Source organism: Pseudomonas sp. Irchel s3b2, from assembly GCF_900187445.1.
Classification (GTDB): Bacteria; Pseudomonadota; Gammaproteobacteria; order Pseudomonadales; family Pseudomonadaceae; genus Aquipseudomonas.
Window position 1 is genome coordinate 152,936 of sequence record NZ_FYEB01000013.1, and the last position, 15,496, is coordinate 168,431.

Below are 15,496 nucleotides of genomic sequence, written 5' to 3' on the forward strand. Positions count from 1 at the left end.
ATGAAAGGCCAATATATCAGCGTGCCGGTTCCGTCCGGCGGTCAGTTCCAGGCTTACCTGGCGACCTCTATCGATGGTCGTGGTCCGGGTGTGGTGCTTTGTCAGGAAATTTTCGGCGTTAACCAGGCTATGCGTGAAGTTGCCGACCTGTTGGCCGAGGAAGGTTATACGGTGCTGGTTCCGGACCTGTACTGGCGCCAAGAGCCTGGTGTCGATTTAGGTTACACCGAAGTGGAGTTTGGTCGTGCCTATGCGCTCTATCAGGGTTTCGACGAGGCGCTGGGCATTGATGATATCCGTGCCAGTCTGAAGGCTTTGGAGTCATTGCCCCAATGTAAGCCGGGGGACCTGGGCGTTGTCGGCTATTGCCTGGGCGGCAAACTGGCTTACCTGGCGGCCTGTCGGTTGCCTGAGGTGGCCTGTGCTGTTGGCTACTACGGCGTAGGGATTGAAACCGCGCTCTCGGAAATTGAAGGACTTCAAGGGCGTCTGGTGCTTCATATGGCCGAACAGGATCAGTTCTGTCCAGCAGAGGCCCGCTCCGCGATCAGGGAGGCCCTCTACGATAAAAAGGGTGTTGAACTCTACGTTTATCCGGGCGTTGACCACGCGTTCGCTCGCCCCAACGGTCATCACTACCACAAGCCATCAGCGCTTCTGGCCCACGAGCGGACTGTTGCTGCATTACGCAGGGAGCTAGGGCCAGACTACAACCTCTCTGACCTGTGGGATGAGCATGTACGTCACGAGTTCGATACCCGGGACGTACCTGCCACCATGGCTACCATGGTCGCTGAGCCTTACGTCAACCACATTCCGACCATGACCGGCGGCGTGGGTGCCAAAGAGTTGAGCCGCTTCTACCTGCATCACTTCGTCCACGGCAACCCCAAGGATATGGCGTTGACGCCGCTGTCTCGCACCGTCGGTGCGTCACAGATCGTCGATGAATTCATCATGAGCTTTACCCATGACTCCGAGATCGACTGGATGCTTCCCGGGGTGGCACCCACCGGGCGCTACGTCGAGATCCCGATGCTTGGCGTAGTCAAGTTCCGCGGGCCGAAGCTCTATCACGAACACATCTACTGGGATCAGGCCAGCGTGCTGGTTCAGATCGGCCTGCTTGACCCGGCAGGGTTGCCGGTGGCCGGTGTGGTGACCGCCCAGAAACTGCTCGATGAATCACTGCCTTCCAATACGTTGATGCCTGGTTGGGCTTCCAGCGCCGACAAGTCGGTTTAAGGGGATAACCATGTCTCATCTACAGAACAAGGTTGCAGTGATCAGCGGTGGCGCGACCCTGATTGGTTCCGCCGTCGCTCGAGCGCTGATGGACGCAGGCGCTGTCGTTGCGCTGTTCGATATCGATCGTGAAGCGGGTCTCAAGGCCGCCGCCGAGCTCGGTGAGCGAGCCGCATTTTTTCATCTCGATGTAACGGATGACGAACTCATTACGCATGCAGTCGAAGACGTTCGGGCACGTTTTGGTGGGGTCGACCTGTTGATTAATCTGGCCTGCACTTACAGCGATCAGGGCTTTGCTTCCAGCCGCCAGGATTGGTTGCAGGCGCTGGATGTGAACCTGGTTTCGGCCGTAGCACTGACTCAAGCGGTGCATCAGGACCTTAAAGCCCGACATGGTGCGATTGTCAATTTCACTTCCATCTCGGCCAAGTGTGCCCAGACCGGGCGTTGGCTCTACCCAGTTTCGAAGGCCGCCATGGTGCAGCTGACTCGCTGCATGGCTATGGACCTGGCCGCCGACGGTATCCGCGTTAATTCGGTGTCGCCTGGCTGGACCTGGTCACGGGTGATCGACCAAGCCAGTGGCGGTAACCGCGAAAAGGCTGATGCAGTCGCCGCTTCCTATCACCTGTTGGGCCGCCTGGGAGAACCCGGCGAAGTGGCCAATGTGGTGGCGTTTCTATGTTCGCCAGCCGCCAGCTTTGTGACGGGCGCGGATTATGCCGTCGATGGGGGCTACTCGGTCATGGGACCGGAACAGAACCTGCCGGCGATACCAAGGCTTGCTGAGTGACACAGAACACTAACAAGAAACCCTGTTCGGCGACTGCCGAATGCTGCACCTGTAACCGTCGATAACCAGGAGAATAACAATGCGTCGAATCGCCATCGTCGGAGCCGGTCAAGCCGGCCTGCAACTCGCTCTAGGCCTGCTCGCCAAGGGCTACCATGTGACCCTGGCCACTAATCGTAATGGCGAGGACATTCGCAACGGTAAAGTGATGTCCAGTCAGTGCATGTTCAACGCCGCTCTGCAAAGTGAGCGTGATTTGGGCCTGAATTTTTGGGAAGACCAGTGCCCGGCCGTAGAAGGTATTGGTCTGGCAGTGCCTGACCCAGAGAAGCCGAATGAGCCACTGTTCAGCTGGAGTACCCGGCTGGATCGCTACGCCCAATCAGTCGATCAGCGCCTGAAAATGCCGGTCTGGATGGACGAGGTCGTGAAGCGTGGCGGCGAGGTCATTATCCAGGATGTCGGTGTGGCCGAGTTGGAGCTTTTGTCGACCACTCATGACCTGGTACTGCTGGCGGCGGGTAAGGGCGAAATCGTCAATCTGTTTGAAAAAGATGCCGAGCGGACTCAGTTTCAGCAACCGCAAAGGGCGCTGTCATTGACCTATGTGAAGGGCATGACACCGATGTCGCCGTTTTCCCGGGTCAGCTTCAACCTGATTCCCGGTGTAGGTGAGTACTTTGTGTTTCCTTGCCTGACGACCACCGGACCTTGCGAAATCATGGTCTTCGAAGGCATTCCGGGCGGGCCGATGGACTGCTGGCAGGGGATTACGTCTGCCGAGCAACATTTCGAGAAAAGCCTTGAGCTGGTCAATCGCTACGTCCCTTGGGAAGCCGAACGCTGCCGTTCCGTGGAAATGACCGATGACAAGGGCTTCTTGTCCGGCAGGTTCACGCCGATGGTGCGCAAACCGGTATTGACGCTGCCGTCTGGTCGCAAGGTCTTTGGCATGGCCGATGCTCTGGTCGTCAACGACCCGATTACCGGCCAGGGTTCGAACAATGCCGCCAAGTGCAGCAAGGTTTACCTGGATGCGATTGTCGCTCGTGGCGCGCAAGATTTTGGCCCTGACTGGATGCACGACACTTTCGAGCAGTACTGGAGCTATGCCCAGCATGTGGTCAAGTGGACCAACACCATGCTGACGCCACCGCCTCAGCACCTGCTCGAACTGCTCGGTGCCGCGAGCCAGTCGCAACCGCTGGCATCGGCTATCGCCAATGGTTTCGATGATCCACGCACCTTTGCACCTTGGTGGTTCGACGCCCAGTCTTGCCAGGCCTTTATTCAGAAAAAGACTCGTCAGGCCGCTTGAGCCGCCATCGAGCCAGGAGTTCATCATGAATGCACTTACCGCAGAATCCATCGAGCATGATCTGGTCAACGCACAGGATTGCGATCCGCGCGAACTGCGCAATCTCCTCGGGCAATTTGCCACGGGTGTTACCGTCATCACTACGCGCACAACCGATGGGCGCAATGTTGGCATGACCGCGAATTCGTTTTCGTCGGTCTCGCTCGATCCTCCACTGATACTTTGGAGCATTTCTCGCAACGCTCCGAGTCTGGTGGACTACCTCTCCTGTAGCCACTTTGCGATCAACGTTTTGGGGGCTGATCAGCACGATATTTCCGGACGTTTTGCACGACCTGCACCCGACAAGTTCTCCGGTGTGGCCTTCACGGCCGGGGAGGCCGGGGTACCGCTTATCGAGGGTGTAATCGCGACGCTGGTCTGCCGCAATGTCACTCAGTACGAGGGCGGTGACCATCTGATTTTCCTTGGGCAAATCGAGCACTACCGCCACGGTGCAGGGGAACCGCTGGTGTTTCACTGCGGGCAGTATCGAGTGGCCGCAGAGCATCCCGGGTTGAGTCGATAAGTCAGGAGTCTTGCCTTTAGCCTTGCTGCAAGTGGAGAGCGTTATGAAAACAAAAATAAAACTGCTATCGGTGTGCGTGCTGGGCCCTGGCCTCTTGGGAGTTGAACCGGCGCAGGCGTATGACTTGCCGGTGGTCAATCTGGGTTTGACCAGTTTCCTTGACGGTGCCCCGCCAGCCGGACCGGGTTGGTACTTTCAGGAATACTTCCAGAACTACAGCGCTAATCGTTTTCGAGATCAAAATGGCAAGGCACTGGGTTTGCCCAAACAAGAACTGGATTATCAGGTCGCAGTGACTCAAGTCAGCTATTTTTCCGATCTTCGCTTGGGTAATGCAACTCTGGGCATGAACGCTGTGCTGCCTTTTGTGACCAGCATGGATGTTGATGACGGACTGAATAATGCGGCGATAAAGGCTCAAAGTGGTCTGGGTGATCTTCTGTTAGGCCCGATGATCCAGTTTGATCCGATCATGGGGCCGGATGGGCCGCGTTTCGCGCACCGCATCGAGTTGCAGGTCAATGTTCCGACCGGTAAATACGACAATAAACATGACATCAACCCCGGCGCTAACGCTTGGTCGTTTGACCCCTATTGGGCGGCCACTTATTGGTTTACCCCAAAGTGGACGGCGTCGGTTCGGGCTCACTATCTTTATAACGGCAAGAATGATGATCCGGGCCCGGGGTTTGGTGGCGCCGATGATGTTCAAGCTGGCCAGGCCCTGCATGCAAACTTTGCTACCGAGTATGCGGTGACGCCGCAGCTGCGCCTGGGTATCAACGGCTATTGGCTAAAGCAAATCACCGATACCAAAGTCGATGGTCATGAGGTTTCCGGTCGTCGTGAAAAGGTATGGGCCATTGGTCCGGGGGCGATGTACAGCTTCTCCAAGGACGATCATGTTTTTTTGAACGCGTACTTCGAACAGGACGTCGAGAACCGTCCCGAGGGTAGTCGCGTGCAAATGCGCTACGTCCATCACTTTTAAGACCACCGCAGTCATCGTGCTCCGTAGCTTCCTATTACTTTGGTCTTCTGCCTGCCCTTATGGGCAGGCTTTTTTTTTCCTTTTTTGGGACCTTTTCAGTCATGTCCGCACCTCGTACTTCCTCTGACAATACAGTCCTGATATGTCGTACCGACCTACAGGGGCGCATCACCCACGGTAGCGAAGCTTTTATCAAACTTAGCGGGTATACGAGTCAGGAACTGTTGCAACAATCAAGCAGTCTTCTTAAACATCCAGATATGCCCGCACACATTTTCAGTAGCCTGTGGAGTGCGCTGCAACAACGAAAGCCCTGGATGGGGCTGTTGAAGAATCGGCGCAAGGATGGCTCAACCTATTGGTTGAATGTCTACATAAAACCGGTGTTCGGCGCCGATGGGATTGAGGCCTATGGGGCTGTCTATAGCTCACCGTCGCAAGCGCAAATCGAGCGTGCAGAAAAGCTCTATTCGCGGTTAAGTTCTGGTGGGGTAATTCTTCACTGGGGCTCTCGTCTCAATCGACTGGTGGGATCTGCATTGCCGAGCTTGCCTCTAGGATTAGTGTTGTCGGCAGGTCTTTGGCAGCTGGATTCTTTTTGGGCCCGGAGTGCTGTGATGATGGCTGGATTGACCGTTATAGCGGGTCTCCAGGACTGGCGACAGTCCCGTGCCATCAAGCAGATTTTAGTTGCCCATCCCAAAGCATTTGCCGACTCGTTAACCGCCAACATTTACAGTCATGCGCCAGGGGCTGCAGCGTTAATGGAAATGGCCCTGGTGGCGGAAGAAAGCCGCCTGCAAAGTGCGTTGTCGCGAATCGGGACGACCGGAGGCGTCGTTGAGCAGCGGGTAGTCGAGCTTGCTCAGTTGATCCAGGCCGAAACTCAGCGTCTTGAACGTCAGCGTGATGAAACCGACTTATCAGTAACCGCCCTCAGCGAATTGGCAGCCACTATCCAAGAGGTCGCCAGTAATGTTCAGGCAACAAATCTGGCCACCCAAGAAGCTGTCAGGCTCGCCAGCCATGGCGAGCAATTGTCCGGCAAGAGCCTTGATGCAATGCAGCAACTCAACACCTCCGTCGGGGATATTGCAGTGGCGGTTCAACAGTTGGCCAGTTCCACGGAGTCCATTGGCGCAATCACCAACATTATTAGTTCGATTGCTGGGCAAACTAATTTGCTGGCTTTGAATGCTGCCATTGAAGCTGCTCGCGCTGGCGAAGCGGGCAGGGGGTTCAGTGTTGTTGCCGACGAGGTTCGGCAACTGGCAACACGCACCCAGGAAGCAACCGAGCAAATTCAACCGCTCTTGCTGCAACTGCGTGATGCTACCGAACGTACCGTCCAACTGACCGATGAGGGTCGAGAATTTGCACAACACAGCACTCGTGAAGTGGTGTCGGTGCAAGGAAATCTGGCTGGAGTGAATTCCTCGTTGACTCAAATATCGGGCATGAGCATGCAGATTGCCTCTGCCATGGAGCAGCAATCACAAGTGGTGGAGAGCTTGTCACAGCAGGTTCTGCAAGTGGCTGAGCTATCGAAACAGAGCGTCGATAAGGCTTTGGATGGTCAAAGAATTGGTGAGGACTTGAAAACTCAGGCCGAGGTGCTACGAAATCTGGCGGAGCGTTTTGATCGTTGAGTTTTTAGGGAAGGGGAATTGAGCGGGACCAGACAATTGATAAAACAGCAGGGGAGTATCGGGTTGATTCCAGATACTCCCCTCGGTTCTTAATGTTTTGAATTGCTCTCGATGAATTTCTCGTAAAACATCTGGAATCTTTCTATTTGCTGCTCGTTGAACCAGGTCTTGACCGCTTCGACCATTGGAGGAGGGCCGCACAAATAAATGTCGAATGGATCAGCCTCAAACGCATTCCGATCAAAGTGATCAGGAATCCATCCAGTTTTTCCTTTCCACTGCTCTGATGGCTTCGACACGATAAGGTGGTAGTCGAAATCAGCGATGCGTTCGCGATAGCCCGCCAACCGTTGGGTTTCGCAGAGATCATTGTCCTGCGTGACACCATAGAACAGCTGGATCGGGTGTCCGCAGCCACCCTTTTCCGCGATGTTATCCAGCATCCCGAGGAAGGCCGACAGGCCGGTTCCTCCTGCCACCAGTACCAGAGGCTTGGTCACTTGGCGTAGATAAAAACTACCCAGAGGGGCCTCGAACTCGATGATTTGACCGGGTTGGCAATGTTCACGGATGAAGTTGCTCATCACTCCATCAGGCAGAAGCCGGATGAGAAATTGAAGCTGGTTAGTGGGATTGGGCCGGTTGGCGAAAGAGTAGGAGCGCCACTCACTGGTTCCAGGTACATGCAATCGTGCGTATTGCCCTGGGAGAAAATCCAGCTGCTGCGGGCTGGAGCTAGCGTCGATATGAAGTATCGCGGTAGTGGCTGAAACCTGCTCCACACGGGTAATCACCGCTTGCAATAATTGAGTTGCCCCAGCGTTGCACAAGCTCGAATCGAAGTCGAAATAGAACGAGGCATCCGATTGCACTCGGGTCTGGCAAGAGAGCATTTTGCGCTGTGCCAGATCGTGTTCGGACAAAGCCTCGTCATCGACATAATCTTGAGTGAATTGACCTGATTCGCAGCGGCCCTGGCAGGTGCCACAGACACCTTCGCGACAATCCAGCGGAATGTTCACGCCATTGCGCAGCGCGGCGTCGAGCAGCAGTTCGTTTGGTTTGACCTCGAAGAACGAGGTCTTGCCATCTGCGAAGCTGAAAGCGACTTTATGGTTCATGACAAGGTGCCCCGCAGCTCACAGGTGATAGAAATCAAGCACAGAATTGATCGTGTCATTGAGCAACACGATGTGCTTGCGAGTGATCTTCCAGCTGTCTGCGACCGCTTTAAGGTGGTAGGTCACATGGCCGTAAAACTGCTCGGACAATCCTTGACGAGTGTAAAGCGTGACCCAGGCTGCCTTGACTTCAAGCAAGCCATGATCGAGTTCCTTGATTCGCACGTTGCTGATTTGATGCAGGGTGCGCGGCATCGGGTTTGAGGCCGCCGACTTACCGGTGCGCAGGCGAAACACCCGGTCTTCAAGGCCAGACCGGTTCGAGTAGTAAATCAACGACATGCTGCGCTTGGGATCGGTGGTGTACACATGCTCCGACTCCCACTGCGGCAGATGGAACTCACTCTGCTCATCGAAGAGGGCGATGTAGGCGTCCCAATCCTGCTGATCACACAGCTCGGATTTACGGTAAAGGAACTGCTCGACGGAATGTTGTAGTGCGCTCATTTCACACCTCCTTCAACTTCAGGGCTTTTTGTTCCAGGCCTTGCAGAAGGAAGCGCTGCCAGGAACCGTGCTGATTAATGTAGAGCCCCTCATGGGTGAACTCGGTACCGGTCAATACCGGGTTGATGCCCAGAACCTCGCTGTTGGGTGTGGGGCCTTCAACCCATTTTTCACTGCCGCGGGATACTTCGTTCCAGCGCTCAAGGCGTGCCTGAAACCCGCGCTGGGCTTCACGAAATTCCACCAGGTCGTCGGGGGTTCCCATGCCTGAAACGTTGAAGAAGTCCTCGAACTGACGAATCCGGTTTTCCCGATCTGCGTCGGACTCACCTTTCACGCCGATGCATTGGCTGGTGATCTCTGTCTTGTTCCAGGCCACCGGGCGCACGATACGCAGCTGCGAGCTGATCTGATCCATGAAGAACAGGCTTGGGTAAATGTTGAGGTTGCGCAGACGGTGCATCATCCACTCAGCTTGCTGCTGGCCGTACTCTTCCACCAGACGCGGCATGACGGTGGCATAACCGGCGCGTACTGCCGGGTTGGGCATGTCGCTGAACAAGAGGCTGTGACCATTCTTGAACGAGAACCAGCCGTCGTCGGTTTCGGCGTCGCCGGCGCCCAGTTTGCTGTAGTCCAGTGTGTCGGAGCCGCCGCCATTAGCGGCATTGACTTGCTGGCGATGCTGTACCGTGGAGACATAGTTGTAGTGCACTGTGCTGACGTGATAACCGTCCAGACCATTTTCGTGCTGCAGTTTCCAGTTGCCGTCGTAGCTATAGGTCGACTTGCCGGGCAGTATCTCCAGCTCGCCAGTGGGAGACTGCGCGACCATCATGTCGAAGAACACTTTGGCATCACCGAGGTAGTCTTCCAGCGAGTCGCTGCCGTTGACGTCCAGACTGATGAAGACGAAGCCCTTGTAGCTCTCGATCCGGGCTTTCTTCAGGCCGCGGGTTGCCTTGTCGAAGCCTTCCGGGTACTCCCCTGGTGCCTTGACCTTGACCAGGCGGCCGTCACTTTTGTAACACCAGGCATGGAACGGGCAGGTGAAGGTTGACTGGTTACCTTTGCTGACGCGAGTCAGCGTCGCGCCCCGGTGCTGGCAAGCGTTGATCAGCGCGTGGAGCTGATTGTTTCCATCCCGGGTGATGATCATTGGCTGACGACCTGCGCGCATCGTCAGGAAGTCATTGGGATTCGCGATTTCGCTCTCGTGGCAGGCGTAGATCCAGTTCTTTTCGAAGATCAACTCCATCTCCAGGTCGAACAATTCCGGCTCTGTGAACATGTCACGGGCGATACGATAGATGCCTTCAGCCGGCCGGAAATCCAGGCAGCCCTGAATGTAGTCTTGCCACTGTGTAATGCTTCTAGTGCTGTTCATCAGGTACACCCTTTTTGTAGTTTTAGGCACAACCCGATTGAAAGCCTTTCTGTGCAGTGCAGCTATCCGGATTCGAAGCGATATCTGTCCGTTTCTTGGGGACGGGGATCGATTTGGGTGAGCGCTGCGCAGGCAAGCTTCTTTCCGCGTTTTTTTGATTGTTTTTGCACTATGTGGATAGCGGGCGTGTGGGGGCAAAAAGTATGGTTACAACTAATCTGTAACCCTTGTGGTGCTGTGATGAATCTGCAAACTCATGCTCGGGCTGATGCTGAATTTCAAGACATCCATGCGGTACGTCATGACCTGCAGAGTGCGCAGGCCTGGATGGAGAACATTTGCGGCCCCCACGAACTAAAGACCTCTTCTCCTCAACGTCTTCATTTTCAGCACGACGGAAACGTCCTGAAGTCGATGTCTACGGTGATTGGGTATATCGAATACGGTACCGATGTCACTATCGATATTGATGCGTCGGTACTCAGCAGTTACAGCATCAGTCTTCCCATCAGCGGGCAACAGGAACTGCGAAAGCCAAATGGTTGTTTGATGTCCGATAGCAGTAACGGACTTATTGTGTCGCCCTACGATCAGCAAGAACTCACCATTGCCGGTAACTGCCGAAAGATACAGGTGGCGATCAAGTGTGTAGCAATGCGTCAGGTATTGGAGGAGTTACTACAGCGGTCCGCCGAACAACCGATTGTCTTCGAAACACGGATAAGTACCAATCAGGGAGCTTCCGCCGCATGGTGGCGGTTAGTAAAATATCTGCTGATGGAGTTGGATCAGGGGCGAAACTTTTTTGGTCATGTTTCCATTGTTCGTGATATTGAACGGGCCTTGATAAAAGGTTTGATTTTGTCGCAGCCCAATAATTATTCAAATGAATTGGAGGGTGGTGCGCAAACACGCTGCCCTACGTATTTGTTGAAGGCCAAGCAGTTCATGCATGAAAATGCCAGCGAGGAACTGAATCTGGATGATATCAGTCGGGCGGCCGGCGTATCGCGCTTCAAACTGGCTGAGGACTTCAAGAAGTACTTCGGTATTTCCCCCGCTTTGTATTTGAAGCGATTCCGGCTGGAAGCGGTCAGGCAGGCGCTGCTGGAGGGTGGTTGTAATGAAAATATCACGGCGGTAGCGATGCGATGGGGATTCAATCATCTGGGACGTTTCTCATCCGACTACAAAAAAATGTTCTTGGAAGTTCCATCGAAGACGGTTGAGCAAAGTCGCAGTCATTGAGGTAGAAACTTGACGCTAAGCATTTATTGAAAGTGCGGGGTGAAAGATCCCTGGCTGTTTAGCAGGCGCTTGTATTCAAATAAAATAAGAGAGGATTGTCATGAAAACAGTTACCCAGTTGCTGTGTTTAAAGCCTGTGCATAATCAAAAAGTTCACACCGTTGCACCCGGTCAAATGGTGTTGGAAGCGATCAGGGTTATGGCCGAGCGAAACATCGGTGCTCTTCCTGTCGTAGAGAATGGGCGTGTTATCGGTATTGTCAGTGAGCGAGACTATGCACGGAAGATGGTACTGCAGGGCCGCGCCTCGGCGGGTACTGCCGTGAGGGACATCATGAGTTTTCCCGTCATAACGGTAGACACTCGGCAGAGCATTGAGGATTGCATGGGCATTATGACCGATAGTCATCTTCGTCATCTGCCAGTCGTGGAAAACGAAGAATTGCTTGGTTTGCTATCAATTGGTGATCTGGTGAAGGCTGCTATTGCAGAACAAGCCGACCTCATTCATCAATTGGAAAGCTACATCCGCGGGCATTGAAGACATCGGGCGCGCCGACCTGGCAATCGCCGCTCAACCCCTGCGCAAAGTTCATGCCCGCCGCAGGCTCTTCGACTACCGAATGTCTCGGTGTGGCGCGCACTTAAGGGAAAACCTGACAGCGAGGTCGAGGAAGGCATTCCTGCTCTACAAGCAGCACCGCCTCGGCTCGCGCGACATGAAATCTTCAATCCGAAGCGGCACGCTCTGGATCGCTGGCGACGTCATCCTGCTCACGCGCCTCGCTAAACTGCAGATCATCCAGCAGGGCCTTCCACAGCGACACGCACATCCCAATCATCACTAACAGGAACGGTGCGGCGACGATGATGGCCGCGGTCTGCAGCCCACCCAGTCCGCCCATCACCAGCAGCACCGAGGCCGCCGCTCCGGCCAACGTACCCCACAGCACCACCAGCCAGCGCGGCGGCTCCAGATTGCCGCGGGCGCACAGCATGCCCATGACGATGGAGCCCGCGTCGGCCCCCGAGATGAAGAACACGCCAACCAGCACCATGGCCGCAAACGAGGTCAGCGTCGCGGCGGGATACTGAGCCAGCAGCGCGAAGAGCGCCACTGCCGGCCCCTGGTCATTCACTACGGCGGCGATGCCACCGACGCCTGCCAACTCCGAGTACAGGGCCGCGCCGCCCATGATCGAGAACCACACCATCGTCACCCCACTGGGAATGAAGATAACGCAGACGACGAACTCGCGAATGGTGCGCCCGCGGGAAATTCGCGCGATGAAGGTGCCCACGAACGGCGCCCAGGAGATCCACCAGGCCCAGTAGAAGATGGTCCAACCGGCGAGCCACTTGCCGTCACTGAAGGCCGCGGTGCGAAATGACATCGGCACCAACTCACGGATGTATTCGCCCAGCGACGCGACCAGCATATTCACGATGAACACGCTGGGGCCCACTGCCGCCAGGAACAGCAATAGCAGCGCTGCAATCACCATGTTGACGTTGCTCAGGAACTGCACCCCCTTGCCCACGCCGGATACTGCGGAGAGGATGAAGAGCACCGTCATCACCGCGATGATCGTCAAAGCAATGCTAGTCGATTCGCCGGTATGCCACAGGTAGTTCAGGCCGCTGTTGATTTGCTGCGCGCCCAGGCCGAGCGAGGTGGCGGTGCCGAAAAGAGTGGCCAGAACCGCCAGCACGTCGATCGATTTACCCAATGGCCCGCGCACACCTGCCTCGCCGATCAGCGGCGTAAAGGCGCTGGATATCAGATTCGGCAGCCCCTTGCGGAACGAGAAGTAGGCAATAACCAGACCGACGATGGCGTAGATCGCCCAAGGGTGGAACGCCCAGTGGAAGTAGGCGTACTGCATGGCCAGCTTGGCGGCTTCCCTGGAGTGCGGCTGCGCCAGTCCGTGCGGTGGCGTCGCAAAGTGCGTAATCGGCTCGGCCACACCCCAGAACATCAGCCCGATGCCCATGCCGACGCTGAACATCATCGCGATCCACGATGAAGTGCTGAATTCGGGTTGCTCCCCGTCCTTGCCCAGCGTGATTCGGCCGAAACGGCCGAAGGCCAGGAACAGCGCGAAGCCCAAGAAAAACACGGTGGAGATGACAAAGCTCCAACCGAACTCGTCGATGATGGTGTCCAGCAGCGTCTGCAACGTCGTCGCCATGGCCTTGGGCAAGAGCGCCCCCCAGGCGACGAACGAGGCTGAAATCACGGCAGCCACCCAGAAAACGACTTTGTCGATGGGTGACTCAGGTGTTTTTTGCATACTCCCTCCTCCAGTAAGGTGTGGAGCCCGCTGCGACGGGCGATAGCTATTGCCCCTTATGGTCGCTCGCCAAGTGATCTGCGGCTTACGCATAGACGATTTCCACTGGTCCGATCACGACAGCTGTGTCAGTAGTACAAGCGTGTGGCCGAAGAAAACTCAGGCTGTGGCTCAGTGCGACGCTGGCCACGGAGGCATCTGGTTGCAGGCATTCCTGGACAACTTGGGCTTTGAAAGGCTTGGAGTAAGAGGTTCGTTGGCGTATGGCGAACCGTTTGTTGAGGCTATAAATGGTGTCCTTGCCGGTGGAGCGCATGAACATTTAGCGACTATCGCGCTAACCCTCTGATCGTCTGGCATGAAGCATTCAGCGGCTCACGATAATGCTTGCGAAAACAAAACATCCTGCGAAAGCGTAGCCCTCGCAGGATGTGGGGGGGATCATCTCATTAACCCCAGTTGGGGAGCTGAAGCAGGTTTAGTCGACCGCTTTGACCATGTCTTCGATGACTTTCTTGGCGTCGCCAAACACCATCATGGTCTTGTCCAGATAGAACAGTTCGTTGTCCAGACCGGCATAGCCGCTGGCCATCGAGCGCTTGTTGACGATGATGGTCTTGGCTTTATAGGCCTCGAGAATCGGCATGCCGGCAATCGGCGATTTCGGGTCGTTCTTCGCTGCCGGGTTGACCACGTCGTTGGCGCCCAGCACCAGCACCACGTCGGTCTGACCGAACTCGGAGTTGATGTCGTCCATCTCGAACACTTGTTCGTAAGGCACTTCGGCCTCGGCCAGCAGGACGTTCATGTGCCCCGGCATGCGCCCGGCAACCGGGTGAATGGCGAACTTCACGGTGACGCCAAGGTGAGTCAGCTTCTCCGCCAGCTCCATCAGCGAGTGTTGGGCGCGCGCCACCGCCAGGCCATAGCCGGGCACGATGATCACGCTATCGGCGTTGGTCAGCAGGAACGCAGCATCGTCGGACGAGCCGGACTTCACCGGGCGCGCTTCCTTGGAACCGGCAGGACCAGCCACATCGGCTGCGCCGCCGAAACCGCCGAGGATCACGTTGAAGAACGAACGGTTCATCGCCTTGCACATGATGTACGAGAGGATCGCACCGCTTGAACCCACCAGCGAACCGGCGATGATCAGCATCGAGTTGTTCAGCGAGAAACCGATACCCGCCGCGGCCCAGCCGGAGTAGCTGTTGAGCATAGACACCACGACGGGCATGTCGGCCCCGCCGATCGGGATGATGATCAGCACGCCCATCACGAAGGCCAGGGCCAGCATCAGGGCGAAAGCGCCGAAGTTGCCGGTCAGTGTGAACATGATGCCCAGGCCCAAGGTCGCCAGGCCCAACACCAGGTTCAATTTGTGTTGACCAGCGAACTGTACCGGTGCGCCCTGGAACAACCGGAACTTGTACTTGCCTGACAGCTTGCCGAACGCAATCACCGAACCGGAGAAGGTGATTGCACCGATGGCCGCGCCGAGGAACAACTCCAGACGGTTGCCCGCCGGAATCGAATCCCCCAGCTGTTTAACGATGCCCAAGGATTGCGGTTCGACCACCGCCGCGATGGCAATGAACACGGCGGCCATACCGATCATGCTGTGCATGAAAGCGACCAGTTCCGGCATCTTGGTCATTTCAACGCGCTTGGCCATGATCGAGCCGGCGGTGCCGCCGACCAACAGACCCACGATGACATAGCCGATGCCCGCTGTAGCCAGCTCGGTGCCGAGTTTGTAGACCAAGCCGACCGTAGTGAGGATCGCCAACGCCATGCCGAGCATGCCGTAGACATTGCCGCGCCGCGAAGTGGTGGGGTGCGACAGGCCTTTGAGGGCCTGGATGAAGCAGATCGATGCGATTAAATACAGGGAGGTAACCAGGTTCATGCTCATGCTTTTTGCACCTCGACAGGGACTGCTGCCTTGGTCATCGGAGCTTTCGTAGGTGCCGCTTTTTTCTTGAACATCTCAAGCATTCTGCGAGTCACGAGGAAACCACCGAATACGTTCACGGCCGCCAGCGCCAGCGCCACCGCCAGTGTGCCCATGGTCTTGCCCAGTGGGGTCACGGTCAACGCTGCCGCCAGCATGGCGCCGACGATCACGATCGCCGAAATGGCGTTGGTCACCGCCATCAACGGCGTGTGCAGTGCAGGTGTCACGTTCCACACCACGTGATAACCGACATAAATCGCCAGCACGAAGATGATCAGGTTGTAGATGCCGGGGGAGATAAGCTCTTCCATCGTCTGAATCCCTGCTTAGGCGTTTTTGCGGATGACTTGGCCGTCGCGGCACATCAGGCACGCGGCGACGATGTCGTCTTCGAGGTTCACTTCAAACTGGCCTT

16 protein-coding genes are annotated in these 15,496 nt (G+C 56.1%); 8 read left to right on the forward strand and 8 right to left on the reverse strand.

Annotated elements, in window-relative coordinates:
* The 6 genes from CKW20_RS23045 to CKW20_RS23070 all read left to right on the forward strand — a co-directional run bounded on the left by CKW20_RS23045 (position 1) and on the right by CKW20_RS23070 (position 6,567).
* A complete protein-coding gene (locus CKW20_RS23045; protein ID WP_095054946.1) occupies positions 1-1,245 on the forward strand; it encodes a dienelactone hydrolase family protein in 1,245 nt (414 codons plus the stop codon).
* A gap of 10 nt (positions 1,246-1,255) precedes the next feature.
* Positions 1,256-2,041 (forward strand): SDR family oxidoreductase, encoded by a 786-nt coding sequence (locus CKW20_RS23050; RefSeq protein ID WP_095054947.1) that lies wholly within the window; start codon positions 1,256-1,258, stop codon positions 2,039-2,041.
* Between the two features lie 79 nt (positions 2,042-2,120).
* Positions 2,121-3,359: a styrene monooxygenase/indole monooxygenase family protein gene (locus CKW20_RS23055; RefSeq protein ID WP_095054948.1), complete on the forward strand. Its 1,239-nt coding sequence runs from the start codon at positions 2,121-2,123 to the stop codon at positions 3,357-3,359.
* A gap of 25 nt (positions 3,360-3,384) precedes the next feature.
* Positions 3,385-3,927: a flavin reductase family protein gene (locus CKW20_RS23060; protein WP_095054949.1), complete on the forward strand. Its 543-nt coding sequence runs from the start codon at positions 3,385-3,387 to the stop codon at positions 3,925-3,927.
* Between the two features lie 43 nt (positions 3,928-3,970).
* Positions 3,971-4,918: a transporter gene (locus CKW20_RS23065; protein ID WP_095054950.1), complete on the forward strand. Its 948-nt coding sequence runs from the start codon at positions 3,971-3,973 to the stop codon at positions 4,916-4,918.
* A gap of 101 nt (positions 4,919-5,019) precedes the next feature.
* Entirely contained in the window at positions 5,020-6,567 is a 1,548-nt protein-coding gene (locus CKW20_RS23070) for a PAS domain-containing methyl-accepting chemotaxis protein (RefSeq protein WP_095054951.1), read from the forward strand.
* An 89-nt stretch (positions 6,568-6,656) separates the two neighbouring features.
* Here the strand turns inward: CKW20_RS23070 and antC are convergent, their stop codons facing one another.
* Genes antC through antA form a run of 3 tightly spaced genes read right to left on the reverse strand, consistent with a single transcriptional unit; the run spans position 6,657 to position 9,582 of the window.
* Positions 6,657-7,688, reverse strand: a complete 1,032-nt coding sequence (antC, locus tag CKW20_RS23075) for an anthranilate 1,2-dioxygenase electron transfer component AntC (protein WP_095054952.1) — start codon at positions 7,686-7,688, stop codon at positions 6,657-6,659.
* Between the two features lie 18 nt (positions 7,689-7,706).
* Positions 7,707-8,195: an anthranilate 1,2-dioxygenase small subunit gene (gene antB / locus CKW20_RS23080; protein ID WP_095054953.1), complete on the reverse strand. Its 489-nt coding sequence runs from the start codon at positions 8,193-8,195 to the stop codon at positions 7,707-7,709.
* 1 nt (position 8,196) lies between these two features.
* Positions 8,197-9,582 carry an anthranilate 1,2-dioxygenase large subunit gene (gene antA / locus CKW20_RS23085; RefSeq protein WP_095054954.1) on the reverse strand — a complete coding sequence of 462 codons (1,386 nt, stop codon included), beginning with the start codon at positions 9,580-9,582 and terminating at the stop codon, positions 8,197-8,199.
* Positions 9,583-9,822: 240 nt separating this feature from the next.
* On the opposite strand from antA, the gene CKW20_RS23090 reads away from it, so the two are divergent.
* A complete protein-coding gene (locus CKW20_RS23090) occupies positions 9,823-10,830 on the forward strand; it encodes an AraC family transcriptional regulator (RefSeq protein ID WP_095054955.1) in 1,008 nt (335 codons plus the stop codon).
* A gap of 100 nt (positions 10,831-10,930) precedes the next feature.
* Positions 10,931-11,371 carry a CBS domain-containing protein gene (locus CKW20_RS23095; RefSeq protein ID WP_095054956.1) on the forward strand — a complete coding sequence of 147 codons (441 nt, stop codon included), beginning with the start codon at positions 10,931-10,933 and terminating at the stop codon, positions 11,369-11,371.
* A gap of 187 nt (positions 11,372-11,558) precedes the next feature.
* Here CKW20_RS23095 and CKW20_RS23100 read toward each other — a convergent pair whose 3' ends face one another.
* The 5 genes from CKW20_RS23100 to CKW20_RS29995 all read right to left on the reverse strand — a co-directional run.
* The gene (locus tag CKW20_RS23100) at positions 11,559-13,124 is read right to left on the reverse strand and encodes a BCCT family transporter (RefSeq protein WP_095054957.1); all 1,566 of its coding nucleotides are present in this window, start codon (positions 13,122-13,124) and stop codon (positions 11,559-11,561) included.
* 85 nt (positions 13,125-13,209) lie between these two features.
* Complete coding sequence (locus CKW20_RS29365; protein WP_141228978.1) at positions 13,210-13,446, reverse strand: transposase; 237 nt, start codon at positions 13,444-13,446, stop codon at positions 13,210-13,212.
* 156 nt (positions 13,447-13,602) lie between these two features.
* A complete protein-coding gene (locus CKW20_RS23110; RefSeq protein ID WP_095054959.1) occupies positions 13,603-15,039 on the reverse strand; it encodes an NAD(P)(+) transhydrogenase (Re/Si-specific) subunit beta in 1,437 nt (478 codons plus the stop codon).
* Positions 15,036-15,392, reverse strand: a complete 357-nt coding sequence (locus CKW20_RS23115; protein ID WP_095054960.1) for an NAD(P) transhydrogenase subunit alpha — start codon at positions 15,390-15,392, stop codon at positions 15,036-15,038. Before CKW20_RS23115 ends, CKW20_RS23110 begins: the two co-directional genes overlap by 4 nt.
* Positions 15,393-15,407: 15 nt before the next feature.
* Positions 15,408-15,496, reverse strand: an 89-nt coding sequence (locus tag CKW20_RS29995; RefSeq protein ID WP_256585110.1) for a hypothetical protein, incomplete at its 5' end; no start/stop codon positions are given.

What these genes read in the sequence shown, in the direction of transcription:
- CKW20_RS23050 (WP_095054947.1), top strand. Translation starts at nt 1,256, where the DNA reads ATGTCTCATCTACAGAACAAGGTTGCAGTGATCAGCGGTGGCGCGACC.
- CKW20_RS23045 (WP_095054946.1), top strand. Translation starts at nt 1, where the DNA reads ATGAAAGGCCAATATATCAGCGTGCCGGTTCCGTCCGGCGGTCAGTTC.
- antB (WP_095054953.1), bottom strand. Translation starts at nt 8,195, where the DNA reads ATGAGCGCACTACAACATTCCGTCGAGCAGTTCCTTTACCGTAAATCC.
- CKW20_RS23070 (WP_095054951.1), top strand. Translation starts at nt 5,020, where the DNA reads ATGTCCGCACCTCGTACTTCCTCTGACAATACAGTCCTGATATGTCGT.
- CKW20_RS23100 (WP_095054957.1), bottom strand. Translation starts at nt 13,124, where the DNA reads ATGCAAAAAACACCTGAGTCACCCATCGACAAAGTCGTTTTCTGGGTG.
- CKW20_RS23065 (WP_095054950.1), top strand. Translation starts at nt 3,971, where the DNA reads ATGAAAACAAAAATAAAACTGCTATCGGTGTGCGTGCTGGGCCCTGGC.
- CKW20_RS23055 (WP_095054948.1), top strand. Translation starts at nt 2,121, where the DNA reads ATGCGTCGAATCGCCATCGTCGGAGCCGGTCAAGCCGGCCTGCAACTC.
- antA (WP_095054954.1), bottom strand. Translation starts at nt 9,582, where the DNA reads ATGAACAGCACTAGAAGCATTACACAGTGGCAAGACTACATTCAGGGC.
- CKW20_RS29365 (WP_141228978.1), bottom strand. Translation starts at nt 13,446, where the DNA reads ATGTTCATGCGCTCCACCGGCAAGGACACCATTTATAGCCTCAACAAA.
- CKW20_RS23110 (WP_095054959.1), bottom strand. Translation starts at nt 15,039, where the DNA reads ATGAGCATGAACCTGGTTACCTCCCTGTATTTAATCGCATCGATCTGC.
- CKW20_RS23115 (WP_095054960.1), bottom strand. Translation starts at nt 15,392, where the DNA reads ATGGAAGAGCTTATCTCCCCCGGCATCTACAACCTGATCATCTTCGTG.
- CKW20_RS23090 (WP_095054955.1), top strand. Translation starts at nt 9,823, where the DNA reads ATGAATCTGCAAACTCATGCTCGGGCTGATGCTGAATTTCAAGACATC.
- antC (WP_095054952.1), bottom strand. Translation starts at nt 7,688, where the DNA reads ATGAACCATAAAGTCGCTTTCAGCTTCGCAGATGGCAAGACCTCGTTC.
- CKW20_RS23060 (WP_095054949.1), top strand. Translation starts at nt 3,385, where the DNA reads ATGAATGCACTTACCGCAGAATCCATCGAGCATGATCTGGTCAACGCA.
- CKW20_RS23095 (WP_095054956.1), top strand. Translation starts at nt 10,931, where the DNA reads ATGAAAACAGTTACCCAGTTGCTGTGTTTAAAGCCTGTGCATAATCAA.